Source organism: Nonomuraea guangzhouensis (assembly GCF_019396345.1).
Lineage (GTDB): Bacteria > Actinomycetota > Actinomycetes > Streptosporangiales > Streptosporangiaceae > Nonomuraea > Nonomuraea guangzhouensis.
On the sequence record NZ_JAHKRM010000001.1, the window covers coordinates 12,056 to 34,306 of the forward strand.

Genomic DNA, 22,251 nt, shown 5'->3' on the forward strand with positions numbered 1-22,251 from the left:
GAAATCAGTTCTGCTGGGTGATGCGGACGTCGTCGACGCCTGCTTCGACCAGGGACGAGCCGGCGGCGTCGGCGGCCTGGACGAGGATGCGGACCGTCTGCCCCGCGTACGCGGTCAGGTCGGCCGTGGCCGTCGCCCAGGAGCCGTTGCGGTTGGCCGCCGCGCCGGCCTGCTGGAAGACGGTCGTGGTGGTGTTGCCGACCACGCTGACCCGGAAGTAGTCGGCGCTGGAGGCGTTCGAACCGTGCGCCAGGTACCACGACAGCGAGAGGCTGAGCGAGCCGGTGGACGGCAGCGTGATGGGCGGCGACTGGATCGAGGTGGTGCCGCCGTCTATGTCGAAGTCACCGGCGGCGGTGCCCGCCAGACGGCCCGTCACCAGGCAGTTGGTGCCGCTGACCGTGCTGCCGAGCTGCTTGGCTCCGGAGGAGGTGGTGGCCTCCGGGTCACCGCGCTCCCACGCGCCGGTGCCGGCCGTGTCGGCGGTGCCCGGGTTGGTGGCCCAGCCGGTGTCGGTCTCGAAGGTGTCCGCGTAGACGGTCACGGGCGGGGTGCCGGTGCCGCAGTACTGGGTCTGCTTGCCGATGATCCGGTAGACGCAGTCGGAGTACTCCAGGAAGCGGAGGACCGCCTCCCGGTTGCGGGTGGTCTGCGGCACGATCTGCTCGTCCGGCGGGTAGAAGCCCGGGCTGGAGCCCCTGGGGTACATCTCGAAGGTGAAGCTGAAGATCTTGTAGGCGCCCCACAGCCAGTCGTCGATGGTGCCGTCGGTGATGTAGAGGTCGCTGGCCTGCTCGGGGGTGTAGCTGTTGGTGCCGGCCATGTTCCGGCCGAGCGCGGCGAACGCGTCATGGTCGTCCTGGGTCATGCCAGGGCCCGTGTCGTTGAAGGTGTAGCCGTAGGGCCACAGGACGAGCTCGGAGTAGGTGTGGAAGTCGATGTTCGACTTGATCTGCTGGACACCGCCGACGACCCGGTTGCGGACGAAGTTGGCCGTGCTCCTGACCTCGGGTGCCGACTCGGCCGACGCGCCTCGGTAGGTCTCGCTGGAGGCCGAGCCGGAGGAGCCGCCGCAGCAGCCGAAGTTGTAGGCCCAGTTGCGGTTCAGGTCGGTCCCGACGGCCGAGGAGCCGCTGTTCGGCTGGCGGTTCTTGCGCCAGGAACGGTAGCTGCCGGTGGCGATGTCGTACTCGCCGCCGTCCGGGTTCAGGTCCGGCATGATCCAGATCTCCCTGGAGTTCACCAGGTTCGTGATCCGGGTGTCGGTACCGTAGTTGTCCACCAGCAGGTGCATCAGGTAGAGCGCCATCTCCACCGTGAGGTGCTCGCGGGCGTGCTGGTGCGCGGTGAAGAGCACCTCCGGCTCGGCCTCGTCGGTCGCGACGTTGTCACTGATCTTGACGACGCGCAGCGCCCTGCCCTGGTACGACGTGCCGTAATTGGACACGGTCGCGATGCCGGGGTGGGCGGCGACGAGCGCGTTGATGTCGGTGTTCATCTCCGCGTAGTTGTGGTAGCCGGAGTCCGCGGACGGGAAGTCAAAGGTTCCGGCCTCGTCGGACGGGGATAACGGGCGCGAAACCTCCGCCACCCGGTAGCCGAGGCTCCTGATCGCGTCCACCTCGGCCGGCGTGGCGGTGATCAGGACCGAGTCCTTGGCCACCTCGTCGATCGCGGCGCCGGTCGCCGCGACTGCGCTGCGTTGCTGGGCGTTCGCCGGTCCCTCCACGCGATACTGCCGGTTCGGCGGCGGTTCGGCGGCGGCCCCGGCCCCGGTCATGCCGGTCAGGCAGACCAGGCCGAGGACGGCTAGCAGGATGACAAATCGGCGTTTCACCTCGTCCTCCTCGAGCGCGTGGGCTAGTGGTTGACACGCGCCTGAACTGAGGGTGAGGACGTCATGGTGGTTGGGAAAGGCCCAACTTTCCGGCCGTCCAGTGGGCCCGTTTCCTGCCGGTGCCAGCGCCTGACAGGTAGGTGACAGGTTACTGCCAGGCCGTTACCAGGGCTTCCAGACACGCTGAGCGGCATGAGTTACGCGATCGAAGCGGAAGGACTCGTCAAGAGGTACGGCGAAACGGCCGCGCTCGACGGGATCGACCTGCGAGTGCGAACCGGGACCGTGCTGGGCGTGCTGGGTCCCAACGGGGCGGGCAAGACCACCGCGGTACGGATCCTGGCCACGCTGGTGGCCCCCGACGCGGGCCGGGCCCTCGTCGGCGGGTTCGACGTGACCCGCCAGGCCGGGAAGGTGCGCGAGCTGATCGGCCTGACCGGCCAGTACGCCTCGGTGGACGAGAAACTGACCGGCGTCCAGAACCTGGTGCTGATGGGCCGCCTGCTCGGCCTGAGCCGGTCCGAGGCGCGGGCCAGGGCCGCGGCGCTGCTGTCCCGGTTCGGGCTGACGGACGCCGCCGACCGCCTGGCCGGCGGCTACTCGGGTGGCATGCGCCGCCGTCTCGACCTGGCCGTGAGCCTGGTGAGCAGGCCGCGGATCCTCTTCCTCGACGAGCCGACCACCGGCCTGGACCCGCACGCCCGCGGCGAGCTGTGGGACGCGGTCAGGGAGCTGGTGGCCGACGGGGTGACCGTGCTGCTGACCACCCAGTACCTGGAGGAGGCCGACCAGCTCGCCGACGACCTGCTGGTGATAGACGCCGGCCGGACGGCGGCGAGCGGGAGCCCCGGAGAGCTGAAGTCCCTGGCCGGCGGGCACCGGCTCGACGTCAGGCCGCTGCTGGCCGCCGATGTGGAGAAGGCCGAGTCGATCCTGCGTACCCGGGCCGAGGGCGGGCTGCTGAGCGTCCCCGTCCATGACCTGTCGGTGCCGCCCGCCCTGCTGAGGGCGCTCGACGACGCGGGCATCGTGCTCGCCGAGCACGCCCTGCGACTGCCCTCGTTGGATGACGTCTTCCGTACCTTGACCGGAGCCGAGAAATGACCACCGCCATCTCTCAGAGCCTGACACTGGCCTGGCGCAGCCTCATCCCGTTGAAGAACAGCCCCGGCCAGCTCATCGGCATGCTGCTGCAGCCGGTTTTCATGATCGTGGTCTTCGTCTATCTGTTCGGCGGGGCGGCGGGCGGTGACCGGGACGGCGCGGTGCTGTACATGCTGCCCGGCGTGCTCGTCCAGGTGGCGTTGATGGCGACGATCGGCACCGGCATGAACCTGGCCACCGACATCGGCAACGGGGTGTTCGACCGGTTCAGGACCATGCCGATCGCCAGATCCGCGCCCCTGGCCGGGCGGGTGCTGGCGGACCTGCTGACGCTGCTGGTCACGGTCATCATGTCGCTGATCGTGGGGTACGCCGTGGGGTTCCGCGTACACACCGATCCGCTGAGCACGCTGGCCGGGGTCGGCCTGGTGCTGCTGTTCGCGATGGCGCTGAGCTGGGGATCGGCCTGGATCGGCCTCATCGCCAAGTCCGTCACGTCCATGCAGGGCATCTCGACGGCCGTGCTGCTCCCGCTGACGCTGGGCAGCAGCGCCTTCATCCCCGCGACGGACCTGCCCGGCTGGCTGACCTGGTGGATGGGCGTCAACCCGGTCTCACACCTGGCGGGGGCGATCCGCGGCCTCATGGTCGGCGGCCTGCGGGCCACGGACCTGTGGATCACGTTCGGCTGGACCGCCGCCCTGCTCGCCGTCTTCACCCCGCTCGCGCTGCGGGCCTACAACAGGAGAGTTCGATGATCGAGACCACCGAGACCATGACCACCCGCGACGGCGTCACGCTCGTCGCCACACTCTGGCGGCCCGCCGGGCCCGGTCCCTTTCCGGTGCTGCTGTCCCGCACGCCGTACGGCAGGGCGGAGCAGGGACCCGGACTGCACCTGGATCTGCCCCGGCTGGTGGCCGCCGGATACGCGGTCGTGGTCCAGGACGTACGCGGGACCGGCGACTCGGACGGCACGTTCCGGTTCATCGCCGGGGAGGCCGCCGACGGCCATGACGCGGTGCGATGGGCGGCCACGCGGTCCTGGTCGGACGGGAACGTCGGCATGTTCGGCGACTCCTACCTGGGCATCACCCAGCTCCTGGCCGCGCAGGAGCGCCCGGAGGGCCTGCGCGCCATCGCGCCGCACGTGGCGCCGGGGGGACTGCACGAGGTCGTGTACAGCTCGGGCGTGCCCAACCTCAACATCGTGCTGACCGTCAGCTCGGTCGTGCTCGCGGTCAACGAGCTGGACCGCCGCATCAACCGGGGTACGGCGCAGGAATCCGACAAGAACGCCTATCTGGCGGCGCTGGGCTTCCCCGAGAACGTGCAGGCGATGGCCGAACGGCTGCCGCTCAGCGACCAGCCGCTCCTGGCCGACCTCGTGCCCTTCTACGCCGGCTGGATGGACCACCCCGATCCGGCCGCGGAGCTGTGGCGGGACGGCGTCGTCCACTACGAAAGGATCGAGGTGCCGGCGCTGGTGGGCACCGGCTGGTACGACTACTTCCGCGACGCCTCCATCGGCCACTACCAGCACCTGCGCGGCGGGTCCCGGCTCGTCGTGGGCCCGTGGGCGCACTTCACGCAGGACCGTGACGTGTGCGGGCGGGACTTCGGGGAGCGGGCGAGCCAGGACGCGATCGACTGGACCGGCCTGCACCTGGACTGGTTCGGCCAGTGGCTGCGCGGCGAGCCGGCGCCCGAGCGGGCCAGGGTGACGTACTTCCTGATGGGCGCCGACGAGTGGCGCACCGCGGCGGACTGGCCGCCGCCCGCCGCCCGGCGCGTGGCCTACCATCTCGGCCCGGACGGCACGCTCGGCACCGTCCCGGCGGGCGGCGGGGGCGGCGAGTTCGGCTGCGACCCCGACCACCCGGTGCCCACGGTGGGTGGCGCGGTGATGACGTTCGACGCGTTCGGGCCGCTCGACCAGCGCCCGCTGGACGACCGCGACGACGTCCTGCGCTACCGGAGCGAGCCGCTCGACGACGCGCTGGAGGTGACGGGGGCGGCCGAGCTGGTCGTGCTCGTGTCGTCCACCGCGACCGGCACGGACGTCGCGGCCAAGCTGATCGACGTGCACCCCGACGGCCGCGCCGAGCTGCTGACCGACGCCGTCACCCGGGTGACGGACCTGGTGCCCGGCGAGGTGCGCGAGGTCAAGGTCGAGCTGGGCGCGATCTCGAACCTCTTCCGCCCGGGGCACCGGATCAGGATCGACGTGGCGGGCTCGAACTTCCCCAGGTTCGGCAGGAACCCCGAGAAGGGCACGACCACGATCCACGACCCGTCCTACGTGATGCTGCCGATCATCTCGTAGACCTCCTGCCTGGTCATGGCGGCGCCCTTGCCGTACAGGTCGTCGTAGCGCGAGTCGCCGAGCGCGGTCCTGGCCGACACCGTCCCCGCGACGGTGTCGGCCGCGATGTCGGGCGGCTCGACCGCGGCCGACGCGCCGAACAGGACCGCCGCACGTTCCGGGGCGCCGCCCGCCAGCTCGGCCAGCGCGCAACCGGCCAGCACCACCGACAGGTATGGCAGATCGGGTGTGGGCCCCAGCAGGCCGAGCGCCAGACGATGTTGTTCGAGCCCGGTCTCGGGGTCGCCGCCGACCGCCAGCGCCCTGCCGTAGCCGGTCCGGACCGCGACCGCGAGCTGCGGGATCGCCGGGGCCTCGGGAAGCAGCTCGAACAGGCCGCGATAGGCGGCCAGGCTCTCCTCGATGTCACCGAGCCGGTAGGCCAGCGCCGCCTCCCCCAGGCCGAGCTGGATGAGGGTGAACGCCGAGATCTCCTCGCCAGCGCCGATCCGGGCCCTGGCCGGGCCGGTGGTCGCGTCCAGGCGGGCCTTGGCCAGGTCGGCGGCGGCTCCGTCGAGGTCGCCGCTCTGCGCGCGGAGCGTCGCCAGCCGCGTCAGCGTCGAGATCGTCTCCTCCGGGCTCACCCACTCGCTGGTGAGCGAGACGGTCTCGGCGATCAGCGCGTCCGAACGCTCGCCGCGCTCGGCGCGCAGCGCGGCGAGGCCCAGCAGCGCCTCGCTCAGCCCCCATCGGTCGCCCAGCTTCCGGAAACCGGCCACCGCCTGTTCGAGTGCCTCCTCTGACCGGTGCGGGCCGCCGATCATCTTGGCCGAGCTGGCCAACCAGAGATCGTCGCTCGCGGCGTACCGGTCGAGCAGCGCGGCGGCGTGCTCGTCCCGCCCGCCCGCGCCCGCCATGACGGCCCGGCTGATCAGCAGCAGCGGGTGGGTGGGGCCTTCCCGCTCCGCCGCCTCGATCAACTCGTCCATGTACGTCGACAGCGTCTCCATCGCGGGCCGATCGCCGACGATCTCGGCGAACCGGTCCACCCCGTCCGCGAACAGGCAGGCCGTGTACGCCCGCACCAGGCCTTCCGGCGGGGTGTCGCCCGCCAGGTCGAGCACCTGCCGCGCCCAGGTCGCGCCGTCGCGCCGGTAGCCGCACATCCACCAGTACCAGTTGAGTGCCGCGCAGAGCCGCAGCGCGAGCTCCACGTCGCGCCGGTCGAGCGCCCAGCGCAGCGCCACCGAGTAGTCGTCGCGCTCGGCCGAGAGCCGCTCGATCCACTCGATCTGCGCGCCGGTCCGCAGCTCGGGAACCGCCCGTTCGGCGAGGTCGAGCAGGTGTACGACATGGCGCCGCCGGTACGTGTCCGCCTCCCCCGCCTCGGCCAGCCGGTCGGCGGCGTACGCGCGGATCGTCTCCAGCATCGAATAGCGGCCTTCCGGCGACACCTGGACCAGCGATTTGTCGGCCAGCGCGCCCAGCACGTCGGCGGTGCCACCGCACACGGCCTCGACGGACTCGAGCGTGGCGCCGCCCGCGAAGATCGCGAACCTGCGGGCCAGCTCGCGTTCCGGCTCGTCGAGCAGGTCCCAGCTCCACTCGACGACCGCTCTGAGCGTCTGCTGGCGGGGCAACGCCGTACGGCTGCCGCCCGTCAGCAGCCTGAAGCGATCGTCGATGCGGTCGGCGAGCTGCCGCGGCGTCATCGTGCGCAGCCGGGCCGCGGCCAGCTCAATGGCCAGCGGCATGCCGTCCAGCCTGCGGCACAGGGCCACCACGGCGGCGACGTTCTCCTCGTCGAGGGCGAACGCGGGGCGGGCCGCGGTGGCGCGGTCGAGCAGCAGCCGAACCGACGGGTATTCGGCCGCCCGCGCCGCGCCCACCCCCGTCGGGGGCGGCTCCAGCGGCGGGATGGGCGCCAGCCGCTCCCCCGGCACGCCGAGCGGCTCACGGCTGGTGGCCAGCACGTGCACGCCCGGGCAGCCGGTGAGCAGGTCGTCGGCCAGGCGGGCGGCGGCGTCGACGAGGTGCTCGCAGTTGTCCAGCACGATCAGCACCCGGCGCTCACCCAGGGCCTCGACCACCTGCTGCAGCGGTCCGCCCGCTACCGGCCACCCGGCCTGCGTGTCCGGCCCTTGGCGCGGATAGCCGGCCATACCCGCTCCCGGGCCACCGGCCACGTCCCACCCCTGACCACCGGCTGCCTCCGGTCCCTGGCCACCCGCCACGTCCCGCCCATGGCCACCCGCCACCTCCGGCCCCTGGCCACCAGCCGCGGCCCGCTCCTGACGACCGGCCACGTCCGGTCCTCGGTGAGGGGTGCCGGGCATGGTTGGCAGGTCCGGTTCCTTGCGTGAGTAGCCGGGGCGGTCGTCGCGCAGGCCGAGGGCGTCGAGCAGCGCGCCGGGAACGGCGGCCGGGTCGGTGACGGGGGCCAGTTCGACCATCCACGTGCCGTCGAACCGCGCGCCCATGCGCAGGGCCGTCTCACCGGCCAGCCTGGTCTTGCCCGCGCCGCCCGGGCCGACGATCGTGACCATCCGGGCGTGGCCGAGGACGGCGGTCAGCAGGTCCAGCTCGTCCTCCCGGCCGATGAACGTGGTCAAAGGGACCCGGATGTTGCCCTTGGGGAGGTCGCGCCGCCTGGGGGCAGGCTGCCGTACGGGAACGTCGCCTGACACGACGGCCAGGTGCGCGGCGCGCAACTCGGGCCCGGGGTCGACGCCGAGCTCGTCGGCGAGCGTCCCGCGGGTGCGCTCGAACAGGGCCAGCGCGTCGGCCTGCCGCCCGGCGGCGGCGAGGCCGCGCATCTCCAGCGCGCACAGCCGCTCGCGGAGGGGGTGCGCGCTCACCTCCGCGCCCAGATCGGCAGGCTCCCCCGCCGCCAGCCGCGCCTCGGCCCGAGCCTCGACGGCGGCCAGCCGGTCCTCCTCGAGCCCCGCCGCCACATTCGCCAAGTACGGCACAGCACCGAGATCGGCCAGCGCCGCCCCACGCCAGAGCGCGAGCGCCTCATCGAGCATCACCGTCCCGCTCGTGCGCGCCTCCTGGGAAGAGCCCGTCTCCCGGGGAGAGTCCGCCGCCGCCCAGGCCACACTCGCCTCCCAGGAAGAGCCCGCCTCCCGGGGAGAGCGCTCGTCCCGGGACGAGCCCGGGGTCTGGGCAGGGCGGGTGTCCTGGGTCTCGGGCGTCTCCCACGTCGGGCGTGCCTGCCACGTCGGGCTCGGGTCCTGGGCAGGGCGTGCGTCCAGGGGCGAGGTCGCGGCTCGGGTCAGGTGGCGGAAGCGCAGGGCGTCGACCTGGTCGGGGTCGATGGCCAGCAGGTAGCCGCCCGGCCGGCTCCGCACGATCTCGTACGGCCGGAGCGCCACCCGTAACCGTCTGACCAGCGTCTGCAGCGCGTTGGCGGCGTTGACCGGCGGCTCGTCCGGCCACAGCGCGTCGATGAGCCGCTCCGACGTGACGGTCCGGCCGGCTGCCAGGGCGAGGACCGCCAGGAGGGCCCGAACCCGGAACCCACCGACCGCGACCGGCTCCGCGTCGGCCGTCGCCACTTCCAGCGTCCCAAGGATGGAAATCCGCACAAAACCCATCCTGCCGCGTCCCGCGGAGTGAACGCTCAAGCGGGACGGCTCGCGCGACCACCCCTAGCCGCGCGAGCCGTACCCACTCTCAAACGGCGAACCCGCCGAACAACAGCGCGGCCAGCCCCAGCGCCAGCAGCAGGTTCACCGCCGTCGCGGCGGCGAAGACGCCGACCGGACGCCAGCCCGCCTCCCTCAGTGAGGAGACGCGGAACTCCAGCCCGATGCTGACGAACGCCAGGATCAGGAACCAGATTCGAAGGTCGTTCACCACCCCGATGGCGGCCTTGTCGCCGCCCACCCCCAGATACCAGGTGGCGATCACCGAGGCGGCCACGAAGCCGAGCACGAACTTCGGAAAGCGATGCCACAGGTCGGCCGGCCGAGGCCGAGGGGCGTCGGGGCGGCGTTCGACCTTGAACGCGAAGTAGGCGGTCAGCGCGACGGCGACGACGCCCATGAGCGCGTTCTGCGTGACCTTGACGATGGTGGCGACCTGGAGCGCCTGCTCGCCGACGATCGCGCCCGCCGCCGTCACGGCCGCCGTGGTGTCGATGTTGCCGCCGATCCACGCGCCCGCCACCTCGGGGCTCAGCCCCAGCGCCCCGGCCAGCCAGGGCAGCACGAAGATGGACGGCAGCGCGAACGCGATCACCAGGCTCGCGCTGTAGGCGAGCTGCTCCTTCTTGGCCTGTACGGCCCCGGCGGCGGCGATGGCCGCGCTGACGCCGCAGATCGACACGGCGGAGGCGAGGAGCGCCCGCAGCTTGTCGTCCAGCCCGAGCCGCCCGCCGAGCCACCAGGTGAACAGGAAGACGCAGCTGATCAGCACGACCGCCTGGGCGATGGCCGGTCCCGCGGCGGTGACGATCACCTTGAGGTTGATCGACGCACCGAGCAGCACCAGGCCGGTCTTGATGAAGAACTCGGTCCTGAAGCCACCGGAGAGCCGCTCCCGCAGCCCGGTGGCGGTCAGCACGGCATTGCCGATCAGGCCGAGGGCGATGGCGTACACGGGATACTCGATGGCCGCGCCCAGCTGCTCGAACGGCCCGCCCTTCGTGGCCGCGGGCACGCTCTGCTCCAGGAATCTGGTGGCGGCGCCGAGCACCAGCACCGCCAGCACTCCTCCGGCGACGTCCAGGCCGGTGGTCGTCCGGCCTTCGGTTGTTTCGGCGCTCATCACGGCACCAGCCCGGCTGGGATCACGCCTGTGATGACGAGCACGACCAGCGCCAGGCCGACGATGGTCGCCGCCCAGTCCTCGTTGATCGACCGCATGGGTTTCATGCTAAACCTACATAGAATTAAGGTAAAGCAGAATTTTCCGACGACCCAGGAGCGGTTTACACCGTCCGCCTTTCATGATGGATTCGGGCAATGACCGTACAAGGGACGTGCGACCCCCGGTTCTCCCAGGTCGCGGAGGAGTTCGACCGCAACCTCGCGCTTCGCGGCGAGGTCGGCGCGTCGGTGTGCGTGGTTCTCGACGGCGAGGTCGTCGTCGATCTCTGGGGCGGCGAGGCCGCTCCCGGCGTCCCCTGGCTGCACGACACGATCGGCCATGTCTGGTCATGTACGAAGGGCGCCACGGCGCTCTGCGCCCACATGCTGAGCGCGCGCGGCGAGCTGGATCTCGACGCCCCCGTCACCCGCTACTGGCCCGAGTACGGCACACACGGCAAGGGTCCGACGCTGGTCAGGCACCTGCTCTCACACCAGGCGGGGCTTCCGGCGCTGCGTGAGCCGCTGCCGGACGGCGCGTTCTACGACTGGAAGCTGATGGCCGACCGGCTGGCCGGCGAGCAGCCGTTCTGGGAGCCGGGCACCCGGCACGGCTATCACGCGCTGACGTTCGGCTACCTGGTCGGCGAGGTCGTCCGCAGGGTGAGCGGGCGCTCGCTCGGCACGTTCTTCCGCGAGGAGGTGGCCGAGCCGCTCGGCCTGGACTTCTGGCTGGGCCTGCCCGAGGAGCACGAGGGCCGGGTCGCGCCCACGATCCCCGCCGACCCGCCGACGGACCCGCCCACGTTCTACGTCAAGGCGTTCACCGACCCCGGCTCCATTCCGGCGCTGCTGCTGGCCAACCAGGGCGGCTACATGACCACGCCCGGCGAGTCGGACAGCCGCGAGGCGCACGCGGCGGAGTTCGGCGCCGTCGGCGCGGTGACGAACGCCAGGGGCCTGGCCGGCATGTACCGGCCGCTCTCCCTCGGCGGCGGCGGGCTGGTGACCGAGGAGCAGGTGGCCGTCATGGGGCTGACCGCCTCGGCGGGGACCGACGCGGTGCTGGCCGTGCCGACCCGGTTCTCGACCGGCTTCATGAAGGCGGCCGACAACCGGTACCTGCCGCCCGCCGACAGCGAAGGCGCGCTGCTGTCCGCGACCGCGTTCGGCCACGCGGGCATGGGCGGCTCGCTCGGCTTCTGCGACCCGGCGGCCCGGCTGGCCTTCGGTTACACGATGAACAAGCAGGGCATCGGACTCGGCGTCAACCCACGCGGCCAGGCCCTGACGGACGCCACCTATCTGTCGCTCGGCTACCGGCAAGCCCATGGGGGAATTTGGTACGCGCCAAGGGATTAATCACGCGGTACCGTGACATGTCATCACGCTTTCTGGAGCCAGCCGCATGTTCTTCGGTATCACGAATCTGTCGACCTACATCATCGGCGCCTTCCTCATCATCCTGTTGCCCGGCCCGAACTCCCTGTACGTCCTGAGTTCGGCGGCCCAGCACGGGGTGCGGCACGGCTACCGGGCCGCCGCGGGCGTCTTCGTCGGCGACACGGTCCTGATGGCGCTCACGGCCGCGGGCGCGGCGTCGCTGCTGCGCTCCAGCCCGCTGCTGTTCACCATCGTCAAGTACGCGGGCGCCGGCTACCTGGCCTGGATCGGCTTCCAGATGCTGCGCGGCGCCTGGCGGGCCTGGCGCTCCCGGCCCGACACCGCCGAGCCCGTCGCCGCTGAGGCCGCGACCCCGGGCCGCCCGCCGAACCCGTTCCGCAAGGCGCTGGCGATCAGCCTGCTCAACCCCAAGGCGATTCTCTTCTTCGTCTCGTTCTTCATCCAGTTCGTGGATCCGGGGTACGGCACGCCCGTCCTGTCGTTCCTCATCCTGGGCGCGATCATCCAGGTCTTCAGCCTGCTCTACCTCACCGGGCTCATTTTCGGCGGCACCTTCCTGGCCACCCAGTTCCGCGCCCGCAGGAAGCTCAGCGCGGGCCTGACCTCGGGCGTCGGCGCCCTGTTCCTGGGCTTCGGCGCCAAGTTGGCCACCACGTCGCTGAGCTGAAACCACCTCGACGGCGACGCGCAAGCACCCTTTGGTTGAGTGACGACTGGCGGCGACGCGCCACCCGCGTCGCAGCTACTCGGACAGGCACAAATCCATGGAACGTGTCAAAAGAGGCAGTGGCATACCACGCCATCGGGTACGGTAAGCCACCGGCAAGCCTGGAGTAACCAAGTCGTAACCTCGACTGACCCATCCGGAAAGCCTGGTCTCCCGAACCCCGGGTAGTTCGCTGATCGTCGGCCAATCTGCGGAGCAGTCTTGAATCACCCTCCCGTAACCCTGCCGCGTCTGACAGCTCTGCTGCGCCAGGCGGTTCCCCGGCTGCTCGAAGGTGTGGTCGCACCGCTCGCCGTGTTCTACGCCGCCCTGGCCGTGCTGGGGCTCAACGGGGCGCTGGCCGCAGCCGTGTCCTGGGTCTACCTCGGGGTCGCCTGGCGGCTGATCAGGGGCATCCGGGTGCCCGCCACGATGATCCTGGCCGCGATCGCGATCACCGCGCGGGCCGCCGTGGGCTTCTGGACCGGCAGCTGGGTCGTCTACTTCATCCAGCCGGAGCTGGGCACGCTCTGCATCAGCATGGCCTTCCTGGCCTCGGTGCGGCTCAACAAGCCGCTCGTGCAGAAGCTCACGCTCGACTACATCCACCTGCCGTCGGCGGTGCTCAAGCACGAGCGGGTCCGCAGGTTCTTCGCCAGGATCACCCTGCTGTGGGCGTTCGTGCTGATGGCCAACTCCACGGTGAGCATCTGGCTCGCGCTGCACGAGTCGCTCAGCGCGTTCATGCTGATCCGCACGTCAACGGTGGCCGTGATCAGCGGTCTCGCGATCGTCTTCTCGATCTTCGCCTTCAAGCGGGTGCTGCGCCGCTTGCACGTGGCCCACACCTGACCGTTCGGCCAGCAGGAACGCCCCGCACATCGCCATCACCAGCCCGGTCAGCGTGCCGAACAGCTCCACCAGCCCCACCACGCCGGTCATCCGCCCGCCGAGCGGCCCGCCGGTGACCGTGAGGATCATCGCGTAGAGCCCCCAGCCGAACATGACGCCCGTGCCGAGCCAGCCTGCCACCAGCGGCGGCCAGAACGGCCCGGCGCCCCGGCCCCTGACGAGCAGGACCAGCGCGATCCCCGCCCCGAGCGCGAGCAGGCCCTTGACGCCGTCCTGTAGCGCCTGGACCGGCGAGGGGTCGCCGGCCGCCCAGTACAGGCGGGTCACGCCGAGCAGCGCCGACACCGGCAGCGCCCCTCGTGCGACGACGGTCTGGAACGGCCCGGTCGGGCCCACCTGGCCGAGCGTGGTGGAGAAGACGTCCGGCCACCGATCCCTGGCATACAGGACGAACGCCACCATCAACCCCACGCCCTGCCCGACGAACCCGCCGTAGACCGTCATGTAGACCCAGGGCGCGATCGGTCCGTCCGTCGAGAAGACCGACACGCCCTCCATCAGGACGCCGATCGGCGCCGTGACGACCACCACGGACAGCAGGCCGGTGCCGACCCACAGGGGCGGCAGCACCAGCCACGCGGGCAGCCGCATGCCCTGCCGCGTGGTGAACGCCAGCGCCAGGAGCAGCGCGACCGCGTCCATGCCGAACGTCATCGCGTTCAGCCCGACCATCGCCGGGTCGTTCATGAACGCCGGGTCGGAGACGCCCACCGGATGGCCGGTCAGCCAGAAGATCTTCAAGGTGAGGTACGGGAGCATGGCGGCCATCGCCACGATCGCCGCCGTGATGCGGCCGATTCCGGCCTGCTGCGGAGTCATGTGCCAACCGTGCGCCTCCGGGCTCCGCCCGCCCTCCCGCCACGAGGGGATCCGCCTCACCCGCGCGAGGGAACCGCACCGGCCGGAGGTAAGGGACAACCCTGACAAGGGAGTCAGGGTGGTGCCAGGCAAACCCTCCCCGGTAGTGCTAACCCCACCCCAAAGTCGCCTACACGCACTCCTGCGCTGGCTGGACCAGCCCGCTTTGATCGAAGGGAGTCGTCCGGAGGTCAGCTGACCGCCCCCGACGAAAGTCGGGGGTCATGCGTGCCGATCGACCGATGTGCCGTGACCTGCGGGGTTTCTAGCTTCAAAGGGAGCGGGCCCCGACCCCTATCGGGGTGGGGCCCGCGTTCGACCGGGGTGATCCCCGATGTCTCACGGCACCTCACACCGACACGCTGTGAAGGCGCCCCAACGATCGGAGTACACGCAATGTCGCACGCCATTCTGGACCTGGTCCAGCAGATGATGTCGTCGCCTTGGCTGTACCTGGCGCTGTTCGCGCTGGCGCTGCTCGACGGGTTCTTCCCGGTCGTGCCGGCGGAGACAGCGGTGATCACCGCCGCGGTGTTCGCCGCGTCCGGCCAGACGAATCTGGCGCTGGTGATCGTGGTGGCCGCGCTGGGCGCCTTCGCGGGCGACCACGTCTCCTACCTCATCGGCAAGAAGTCCGGCGGTCGCTTCCGCGACCGCAAGGCGTTCGTGTGGGCCGCGAACGCGCTGGCCGAGCGCGGCGGGATGGTCCTCGTGGTCGCCCGCTACATCCCCGGCGGGCGCACCGCGACCACGCTGACCATGGGCGCCGTACGCCATCCACTGCGTTCCTTCACCTTCTTCGACGCGATCGCCGCCTCCTCGTGGGCCGTCTACTCCGGCCTGATCGGCTTCTTCGGCGGGATGGCGTTCGAGAACGACCCGATCAAGGGCCTGCTGCTCGGTCTGGGCATCGCACTGTCCATCACCGGGGTCGTCGAGGCCGTCAGGTGGTCGCGGAAGCGACGCGCCACCCAGGCTTCCCCGGAGCGCCTTCCGGTGGACACGTCTGTTTGACCTCGCCCGGTAACCATCTGTTTGAGAGGAGTGGGCATGACTGTCCTGGCCGCTGTTATCGCCCTGGTCGGTTCCCTGTTCTTCGCGCTCGGCGCCGCGCTTCAGCAGTTCGAAGCGGCCGGTACGGCCAAGCCCACCCTGCTCACCCTGTTGCGGAGGCCGCGCTGGCTGCTCGGCGGCCTGTCGATCCTGTCCGGCGGTGGCCTGCACATCGTCGCCCTGGGCCTGGGCCCGCTGACCGTGGTGCAGCCGATGGGGGTGGCGAGCCTGCTGTTCGCGCTGCCGATCGCCGCCGCGCTGCACGGCCGCAGGCCCACCCGTAAAGAGCTGTCCGCCGCGGGCTTGGTGGCGGCCGGGCTGATCGGCCTGGTCCTGCTGGTGCCCGAGTCGGAAGGCCCGACGTACCTGAGCCCGAACGGCGTGCTGACGCTGCTGGCCGTCGCCGGCATCGCGTCGGTGCTGCTCTGGGCGGGCTCGAAGATCGCCTCTCCGGCGGGCCGGGCGGCGCTGCTGGCCACCAGTGCGGGCGTGCTGTACGGCGCCACGGCCACGCTCATGCGGGCGCTGGTCGACGGCTCCTGGAACTGGTGGTATCTGCTGGCGCTGCCGGTGCCCGCGCTGCTGGCGCTGGTGATGCTCCAGCGGGCCTACGCCGTCGGCCACTTCGGTGTCTCGTTCGCCTCGCTGCAGATCACCGACCCGCTCACCGCGGTCGCCTTCGGCGCGCTGCTGCTGGGTGAGCCGCTGCCCAGCGGGCTGGTCCCGATCGCGGCGGCGGCGCTGACCGCGGCGGGGACCTTCGCACTGGCCCGCACCAGCCCGATGGAGGCGCGCCACTGACCCCCCGCCACCGGATCCCCTACTCAACCCCCCGCCCCGGCCTTCCCCAGCCGGTCAGCGTCCACACTTTCGACTGGAGTCCCCTGTCATGGCCATGCCCCTGCGCACCGCCCCCGACCCCACCGAGCTCGCACCCCTCCCCAGGCGCCCGCGCCGCATCCTGATCTCCACCGACACCTACCCGCCCGACGTCAACGGCGCCGCCGTCTTCACCTATCGCCTGGCCACCGGCCTGGCCGCGCGCGGCAACGAGGTCCACGTCGTCTGCCAGTCCGACCAGGGCCCGGCCACGGCCGAGGTGGTCGACGACGTGGTGGTGCACCGGCTGCGCTCCGCGCCGCTCCTGGTCCACCCCAGCATGCGGGTCACCGTCCCCACCCGGCTGGACTGGCTGCTGACCGCCATCGAACCCGACGTGCTGCACACCCAGGGCCACTTCGTCGTCGGCCGGGCCGCCATCGCCGCCGCCCGCCGTCGCCGGGTGCCCATCGTGGCCACCAACCACTTCATGCCCGACAACCTCTTCCAGTTCGGCCACATCCCCGACCGGCTCAGGCAGAAGGCCGGGCAGCTGGCCTGGCGTGACTTCAGCCGCATCTTCAACCGCGCGGACCACATCACCACGCCCACCCCGCTGGCCGCCAAACTGCTGGCCGACCAGGGCTTCGCCCGCGAGGTGGAGTCGGTGTCCTGCGGCATCGACCTGACCCGCTTCCACCCGCACGCCGAGCCCAAGGCCTGGGCCCGCAAGCTGTTCGGCCTGCCCGACCGGCCCACCGCCCTGTTCGTCGGCCGCCTGGACGAGGAGAAGCGCCTGGACGAGCTCGTACGCGCGCTGCCGTTCGTGCTCAACGACACCGAGGCGCAGATCGCGCTCGTCGGGCAGGGCAACCAGCGGGCGGAGCTGGAGCGGCTGGCCGCCCGCATCGGGGTCGGCGACCGGGTGTTCTTCCTCGGCTTCGTGCCCGACGAGAACATGCCGCAGGCCTTCGCCGCGGCCGACCTGTTCGCCATGCCGGGCGTCGCCGAGCTGCAGAGCATCGCGACCCTGGAGGCCATGGCCAGCGGGCTGCCCGTGGTCGCGGCCAACGCCATGGCGCTGCCGCACCTGGTGGACGGCAACGGCTACCTGTTCGAGCCGGGCGACGTCATGTCGCTGGCCCGCCACATGACCTCCATCCTCACCGACGAGGACCTGTGCGCCCGCCTGGGCAAGGCGAGCCGCGACCTGGCCCTCACGCACGACCACCAGACCTCCCTGGCCCGTTTCGAGAAGATCTATGACGAGGTGACGCGATGACCCAGACGGCACTCCCCGGTCGCGGCATGGAGCCCGTGCCGGTGACGGTCCCGGTGGTGAGCGCGGTGACCGGTGCGGTGACCGCCGCCGCCGCGCTCGTTTACGCGCAGGTCGCGCTGCCCGGCCAGCCGCTGCTGAGCGACTACGCGCTGGTCCCCGGCGGGATGCTGCCCGTGCTGATCGGCATGCTCGCCCTGGCCTGGGGCTGCGTGTCCCTCGCGTACGGGCTGGCGGCCCGCGAGCCCGCCCGCAGCGCCGCCGCCCGGGTGCTTCTGCTGGCCGCCGCGGCCGGGCTGATGCTGAGCGCGGTCTTCCCCACCGATCCGGGCAACGCGGCGATCGGCACGCTGCCGGGCGAGATCCACCGCTGGTCCTCGGCCGTCGTCTTCACCACCCTGCCCGTGGCCGGCTGGATCCTGGCCAGGGGCCGCGTGCCCCTGCCGAAGTGGAACCGGGTCAAGGCGCTCAGCGTGACCTCGGGCGTGGCGCTGGCCGCCTACCTGGCCGCGCACCCGGCCTCCATCACCTCGCCGCTGATCGGCGGCGCCTCCTACTACGGGCTGCTGGAGCGCGGCGTGGTGCTGGCCGAGATCGCGCTGGTCGTGTTCATGGCCATGACCGTCGTGGAACGGCGTCCCGCCGTCCGCCCGGTGGTCCCCGCCCCGGCCGAGAGCTCCGAACGCCTGGCGGCCTGACGCGCCGACACTTCGCCCGGCGTCGAAGGAATTCGGACATAGCGTGGGTCCATGCTCATCACACGCCATGCCGAAGCCGTCGCGGTGCTGTCGGACACCAGGTACGTGCCGCCTCCGGTGCGTCAGGACGCGCCGGCCGGGACGCTCTCCTGGCTCCGCGCCCAGGTGTCCCGGTTCAGCACCGGCGAGGTTCACGCGGAGCGGCGCCGCCTGGTCACCGAACGGCTCGCCACGCTCGACCCGGCCGCGCTGCGACAGGCCGCCACGGCGGCGACGCTGGAGCGGGGCGGCGACTGGCCGGACGTCCCGACGGCGGTGCTCGGCGCCGCGCTCGGGATCACCGACGAGAAACGGCTGGTGGGAGCGGTGGCCGCCGCCGCCGCGGGCTACCTGTCGGGCGAGGCGGGGCCCGAGGCCGACGCCGCGGTGGCCGACCTGGTCGAGCTCCTGTCCGGCGAGGGCGACCCGATCCCCCGCATCACCATCCTCCTGCAGGCCCACGCGGCCACGGCGGGCCTCATCGCGAACGCGCTCACCCACGCCGAGCCCGGCGATGACATCGACGGCCTGCTGCGGGAGACGCTCCGCCACGATCCGCCGCTCAAGGCCAGCCGCAGGCTCGACCGTCAGACGGGCGACGAGGTCACCATCGACCTGGTGGCCGCCAACCGCGACCCGGCCGTATTCGCCGAGCCCGAGCGGTTCGACCTCACGCGCGGTCCAGCGCCCCACCTGACGTTCGGCTCGGGTGTGCGCCCCTGCCCCGCCTCCGCCCACGCGCTCGCCCTCGCGGCCGGCGTGCTGGAAGCGGTCCTGCGACCGGAGGATGCCCGATGAGCACCCGATTCCGTGACCTGCACCGGCCGGGCGACCCGCTGCTGCTGCCCAACGCCTGGGACTACGGGTCGGCCGCCGTGCTGGCCGCGCACGGCTTCCCGGCGATCGGCACCACCAGCCTCGGCGTGTCCGCCGTACACGGCAAACCGGACGCCGCGGGCGCCACCAAGGCGGAGACGATCGAGCTGGCCGAACTGATCAAGGACCTCGGCGTCCTGGTCACCGTCGACATCGAGGGCGGCTTCAGCGATGACCCGGCGCAGGTGTCCGACCTGGTCGCGGCGCTGGCGTCGCTGGGCGTCGCGGGCGTCAACCTGGAGGACGGCCGGCCCGACGGCACGCTGCGGCCGATCGAGCTGCACCAGCGGATCATCGAGGCGGCCAAGGGGCACGGCGTGTTCGTCAACGCCAGGACCGACACACAGTGGCTCAAGACGGGCGACACGCGGGAGCGGGTGAACGCCTACGGGCACGCCGACGGCATCTTCGTGCCCGGCCTCCGCGACCTGGGGGAGATCGCCGAGGTGGTGGCGAGCACGCCGCTGCCGCTCAACGTGCTGTACCTGCCTGACGGGCCCACACTGGCCCAGCTCGCCGAGGCGGGCGTCGCCAGGGTGAGCACCGGGTCGCTGCTGTACCGGGCCTCGCTGCACGGGGCGCTGTCGAGTCTCCTGGCCGTACAGGGGAAGGCCGCGCCCCCGGCGCCGACGTACGCGGAGATCGCCGCGATGCTGCCGGAGCCGCGATAGCCGCGCACGCGGCAGCCGTCACGAGGCCGCCGGGGCCGCCGGGACCGCGATAATCGAGGCATGCGCTTCGAGATCCTTGGCCCGGCCCGGGTGCTGGACGAGGACGGCGAGCCGGTCGTGCTCGGCGGCCCCCGGGTGCGGGGGCTGCTCACGCTGCTGGCGCTCGACGCGGGCCGGGTCGTCGGCGCGGAGCGGCTGGCCGCCGCCCTTTACGGTCCGGAGCCGCCCGAGGGCGTGGCCAACGCGCTCCAGGCGCAGGTGTCGAGGCTGCGCAGGGCGCTGGGCCGGGATCAGGTGGAGTTCCACCCGGCGGGCTACCGGCTGGCGGCCGACCCGCAGGACGTCGACGCGCACCGGTTCGAGCGGCTGGCCGGCGCGGGCAGGCAGGCTCTCGACGCCGGCGACCCCCGCCGAGCGGCGCCGCTGCTGCGTGAGGCGCTGGCGCTGTGGCAGGGCCCGCCACTCGCCGACGCCCCGCACGCGGAGGCCGCCGCCGCCGGGCTCGAGGAGCTGCGCCTGGCCGCGGTCGAGGACCGCGTCCAGGCCGACCTGGAGCTGGGCGCCCACCGCGAGCTGGTCGCCGAGCTGCGGCGGCTGACGGCCGCCCACCCGCTGCGCGAGCGGATGCGGGCGCAGCTCATGCGGGCCCTGTACGGCAGCGGCCGGCAGGCCGAGGCGCTGACCGCCTACGACGACGCCCGGCGGATCCTCGACGAGGAGCTGGGCGTCGAGCCCGGAGCCGAGCTGGCCGCCGCTCAGCTGGCCGTGCTCAGGGCCGACCCGTCGCTGGCGGCCACCGCGGCGCCCGTCAGCAGGCAGGGCCTGCGCGCCCAGCTCACCAGCTTCGTCGGCAGGGCCGAGGAGCTCCGCCAGGTCGGCGCCCAGCTCACGGCGGCCAGGCTGGTCACACTCATCGGCCCCGGCGGAGCGGGCAAGACCCGGCTCGTGCTGGAGGCGGCCGAGCAGGCCACCGGCGACGTCTGCTTCGTACAGCTCGCGCCCGTCACCTCACCCGCCGACGTGCCGAAGGCGGTGCTGGCGGCGCTCGGCATCCGCGACACCCGGCTGTCCGGCCACGACCGGCCGCCGGCCGTCGATCCCGTCTCCCACCTGCTCGCCGCGCTCGCCGACCGCGGGCTGCTGCTGGTGCTGGACAACTGCGAGCATCTCATCGCCGCAGTGGCCGAGCTGGCCGACCTGCTGCTGGCCTCCTGCCCCGCGCTTCGCGTGCTGGCGACCAGCCGTGAGGCCCTGGGCATCACCGGCGAGTCCATCCTGCCCGTCGCGCCGCTGCGGCTGCCGCCGCCCGACGCCGCCAACCCGTTCGACTACCCCGCCGTCCGGCTGTTCGCCGACCGGGCGGCCGCGGTCCGGCAGCCGGTCGACGAGACGAACCTGGCCCAGGTGGCCGGCATCTGCCGGGCGCTCGACGGGCTGCCGCTCGCGATCGAGCTGGCGGCCGCGCGGCTGCGTACGATGTCGGTCGGCGACGTGGCGGCGCGGCTCGACGACCGGTTCCGGTTGCTGGCCCGCGGCAGCCGTACGGCCCTGCCCAGGCACCAGACGCTCCGCGCGGTGGTGGCGTGGAGCTGGGACCTGCTGGACGAGCGTGAGCAGCGGATGGCCAGGCGGCTGACGGTGTTCGTGGGCGGCGCCACGCCCGCGTCGGCCGAGCGGGTGTGCGGGCTGCCGGAGGAGGTGCTGTTCTCGCTGGCGGAGAAGTCGCTGGTGGAGGTCGTCGACGGCCGCTACCGGATGCTGGAGACGATCCGGGCGTTCTGCGCCGAGCAGCTCGCGGAGTCGGGCGAGACCGAGGCGATGCGCGAGGCGCACGCCGCCCACTACCTGGCGCTGGCCGTCGAGGCCGACGGCCACCTGCGCACGGCCGAGCAACTGGAGTGGCTGTCGCGCCTCGACGAGGAGAGCGGCAACCTGGCCGCCACCATACGCTGGTCGGCCGAGACCGGCCGGACGGCGCTGGGCCTGCGGATCCTCGCCTACTCCGCCTGCTACTGGTGGATGCGCGGCCACCGGGGCACCAGCGCGGACCTGGCCCACGGGCTGCTCGCCGGCATGGGACAGACCCCGCCCGCCGGTCTCCAAGAGGAGTACGCGCTGTGCGTGCTGGTCGCGGCCTGGGGCAGGCAGCCCGGCGACGACCTGCGCGCCCGGCTGAAGACGCTCCACCGCCTGTTGCCGGCCGAATACCTGTCGACGCGTCTGGAGTTCCTGACGATGATGCTGCCGATGTTCACCGGGCCGCCGGACGACTACGAGGGCGTCCGGAAGCTCATGGCCCAGTACGCCGGCGCCCTGCCGCCCTGGTCGCAGGCGCTGACGCACTGCGGTGTCGCGTTCATGCTGCAGATCATGGGCCGGGGCGGCGATGCCCGGGCCGAGTTCGAGCGGTCGCTGGCCGAGTTCCGGGCGGTCGGCGAGCGCTGGGGCACCACGCTGGCGCTGAGCGGGCTCGCCGAGCTGGCCTACGAGCAGGGCGACTACGCGGTCTCCCGGGCACTGGCCGACCAGGGCCTGCGGACCTCTCAGGAGCTGGGCTCGGTGGCCGACATGGCCGAGTGCCTGTGCCTGAGCGCGGACTCCGTGGCCCGCCTGGGCGATCTCGACGAGGCGCGGGCCGGCTATCTGCGGGCCGCCGAGATGGCCCGGCGCATCGGCTCCGGCGACACGCTGGCCAAGGCGCACGTCGGGCTGGGCGAGCTGGCGGTGCTCCGCGGCGACCTCGGCGAGGCCCGCGCGCTCATGGAGCAGGCCCTGGCCGAGTGCTCCGGCGACTGGTACAGCTCGGAGGAGGTCCGCGCCCGCATTCAGACCGGGCTGACCGGTCTGGCGGAGATCGTCAGCGAGCGGTAGGCGGC

17 protein-coding genes are annotated in these 22,251 nt (G+C 72.2%); 13 read left to right on the plus strand and 4 right to left on the minus strand.

The window, feature by feature from the left end; genetic code table 11:
- Window positions 1-4 precede the first annotated feature (4 nt).
- On the minus strand, window positions 5-1,837 hold the full coding sequence (locus tag KME78_RS00050) for a M14 family metallopeptidase (protein ID WP_219526607.1): 1,833 nt from the start codon (window positions 1,835-1,837) through the stop codon (window positions 5-7).
- Between the two features lie 192 nt (window positions 1,838-2,029).
- On the opposite strand from KME78_RS00050, the gene KME78_RS00055 reads away from it, so the two are divergent.
- The 3 genes from KME78_RS00055 to KME78_RS00065 are packed head-to-tail and all read left to right on the plus strand — an operon-like array spanning window position 2,030 to window position 5,267.
- Window positions 2,030-2,941: an ATP-binding cassette domain-containing protein gene (locus KME78_RS00055; protein WP_219526608.1), complete on the plus strand. Its 912-nt coding sequence runs from the start codon at window positions 2,030-2,032 to the stop codon at window positions 2,939-2,941.
- Window positions 2,938-3,699, plus strand: coding sequence for an ABC transporter permease (locus KME78_RS00060; protein ID WP_219526609.1), 762 nt, complete (start codon window positions 2,938-2,940; stop codon window positions 3,697-3,699). The genes KME78_RS00055 and KME78_RS00060 overlap by 4 nt, the downstream gene beginning before the upstream one ends.
- Entirely contained in the window at window positions 3,696-5,267 is a 1,572-nt protein-coding gene (locus tag KME78_RS00065) for a CocE/NonD family hydrolase (protein WP_219526610.1), read from the plus strand. Before KME78_RS00060 ends, KME78_RS00065 begins: the two co-directional genes overlap by 4 nt.
- Here the strand turns inward: KME78_RS00065 and KME78_RS00070 are convergent.
- Window positions 5,240-8,836 carry an AfsR/SARP family transcriptional regulator gene (locus KME78_RS00070; protein WP_219526611.1) on the minus strand — a complete coding sequence of 1,199 codons (3,597 nt, stop codon included), beginning with the start codon at window positions 8,834-8,836 and terminating at the stop codon, window positions 5,240-5,242. The two genes, KME78_RS00065 and KME78_RS00070, sit on opposite strands and share 28 nt — an antisense overlap.
- Window positions 8,837-8,924: 88 nt before the next feature.
- Window positions 8,925-10,019, minus strand: a complete 1,095-nt coding sequence (locus KME78_RS00075; RefSeq protein WP_219526612.1) for a YeiH family protein — start codon at window positions 10,017-10,019, stop codon at window positions 8,925-8,927.
- A 197-nt stretch (window positions 10,020-10,216) separates the two neighbouring features.
- On the opposite strand from KME78_RS00075, the gene KME78_RS00080 reads away from it, so the two are divergent.
- From KME78_RS00080 to KME78_RS00090, 3 genes are all read left to right on the plus strand, one after another.
- Window positions 10,217-11,422 (plus strand): serine hydrolase domain-containing protein, encoded by a 1,206-nt coding sequence (locus KME78_RS00080; protein WP_219526613.1) that lies wholly within the window; start codon window positions 10,217-10,219, stop codon window positions 11,420-11,422.
- Window positions 11,423-11,468: 46 nt separating this feature from the next.
- On the plus strand, window positions 11,469-12,131 hold the full coding sequence (gene leuE, locus KME78_RS00085) for a leucine efflux protein LeuE (RefSeq protein WP_219526614.1): 663 nt from the start codon (window positions 11,469-11,471) through the stop codon (window positions 12,129-12,131).
- Between the two features lie 261 nt (window positions 12,132-12,392).
- Entirely contained in the window at window positions 12,393-13,022 is a 630-nt protein-coding gene (locus KME78_RS00090) for a VC0807 family protein (protein WP_219526615.1), read from the plus strand.
- Here the strand turns inward: KME78_RS00090 and KME78_RS00095 are convergent.
- Window positions 12,930-13,901, minus strand: a complete 972-nt coding sequence (locus tag KME78_RS00095; protein ID WP_219526616.1) for a hypothetical protein — start codon at window positions 13,899-13,901, stop codon at window positions 12,930-12,932. The genes KME78_RS00090 and KME78_RS00095 overlap by 93 nt on opposite strands.
- A 435-nt stretch (window positions 13,902-14,336) precedes the next feature.
- Here KME78_RS00095 and KME78_RS00100 point away from each other — a divergent pair, with 435 nt between their 5' ends.
- The 7 genes from KME78_RS00100 (at window position 14,337) to KME78_RS00130 (ending at window position 22,246) form a co-directional block, all read left to right on the plus strand.
- Entirely contained in the window at window positions 14,337-14,954 is a 618-nt protein-coding gene (locus KME78_RS00100; RefSeq protein ID WP_219526617.1) for a DedA family protein, read from the plus strand.
- 36 nt (window positions 14,955-14,990) lie between these two features.
- Complete coding sequence (locus tag KME78_RS00105) at window positions 14,991-15,794, plus strand: DMT family transporter (protein ID WP_219526618.1); 804 nt, start codon at window positions 14,991-14,993, stop codon at window positions 15,792-15,794.
- Window positions 15,795-15,882: 88 nt separating this feature from the next.
- Entirely contained in the window at window positions 15,883-17,094 is a 1,212-nt protein-coding gene (locus KME78_RS00110) for a glycosyltransferase (protein WP_372454858.1), read from the plus strand.
- Complete coding sequence (locus KME78_RS00115; protein ID WP_219526619.1) at window positions 17,091-17,789, plus strand: DUF998 domain-containing protein; 699 nt, start codon at window positions 17,091-17,093, stop codon at window positions 17,787-17,789. Before KME78_RS00110 ends, KME78_RS00115 begins: the two co-directional genes overlap by 4 nt.
- Before the next feature lie 51 nt (window positions 17,790-17,840).
- On the plus strand, window positions 17,841-18,626 hold the full coding sequence (locus KME78_RS00120) for a cytochrome P450 family protein (protein WP_219526620.1): 786 nt from the start codon (window positions 17,841-17,843) through the stop codon (window positions 18,624-18,626).
- Complete coding sequence (locus KME78_RS00125; RefSeq protein WP_219526621.1) at window positions 18,623-19,375, plus strand: isocitrate lyase/PEP mutase family protein; 753 nt, start codon at window positions 18,623-18,625, stop codon at window positions 19,373-19,375. The genes KME78_RS00120 and KME78_RS00125 overlap by 4 nt, the downstream gene beginning before the upstream one ends.
- 60 nt (window positions 19,376-19,435) lie before the next feature.
- Window positions 19,436-22,246, plus strand: a complete 2,811-nt coding sequence (locus KME78_RS00130) for an AfsR/SARP family transcriptional regulator (protein ID WP_219526622.1) — start codon at window positions 19,436-19,438, stop codon at window positions 22,244-22,246.
- Window positions 22,247-22,251: the final 5 nt, after the last annotated feature.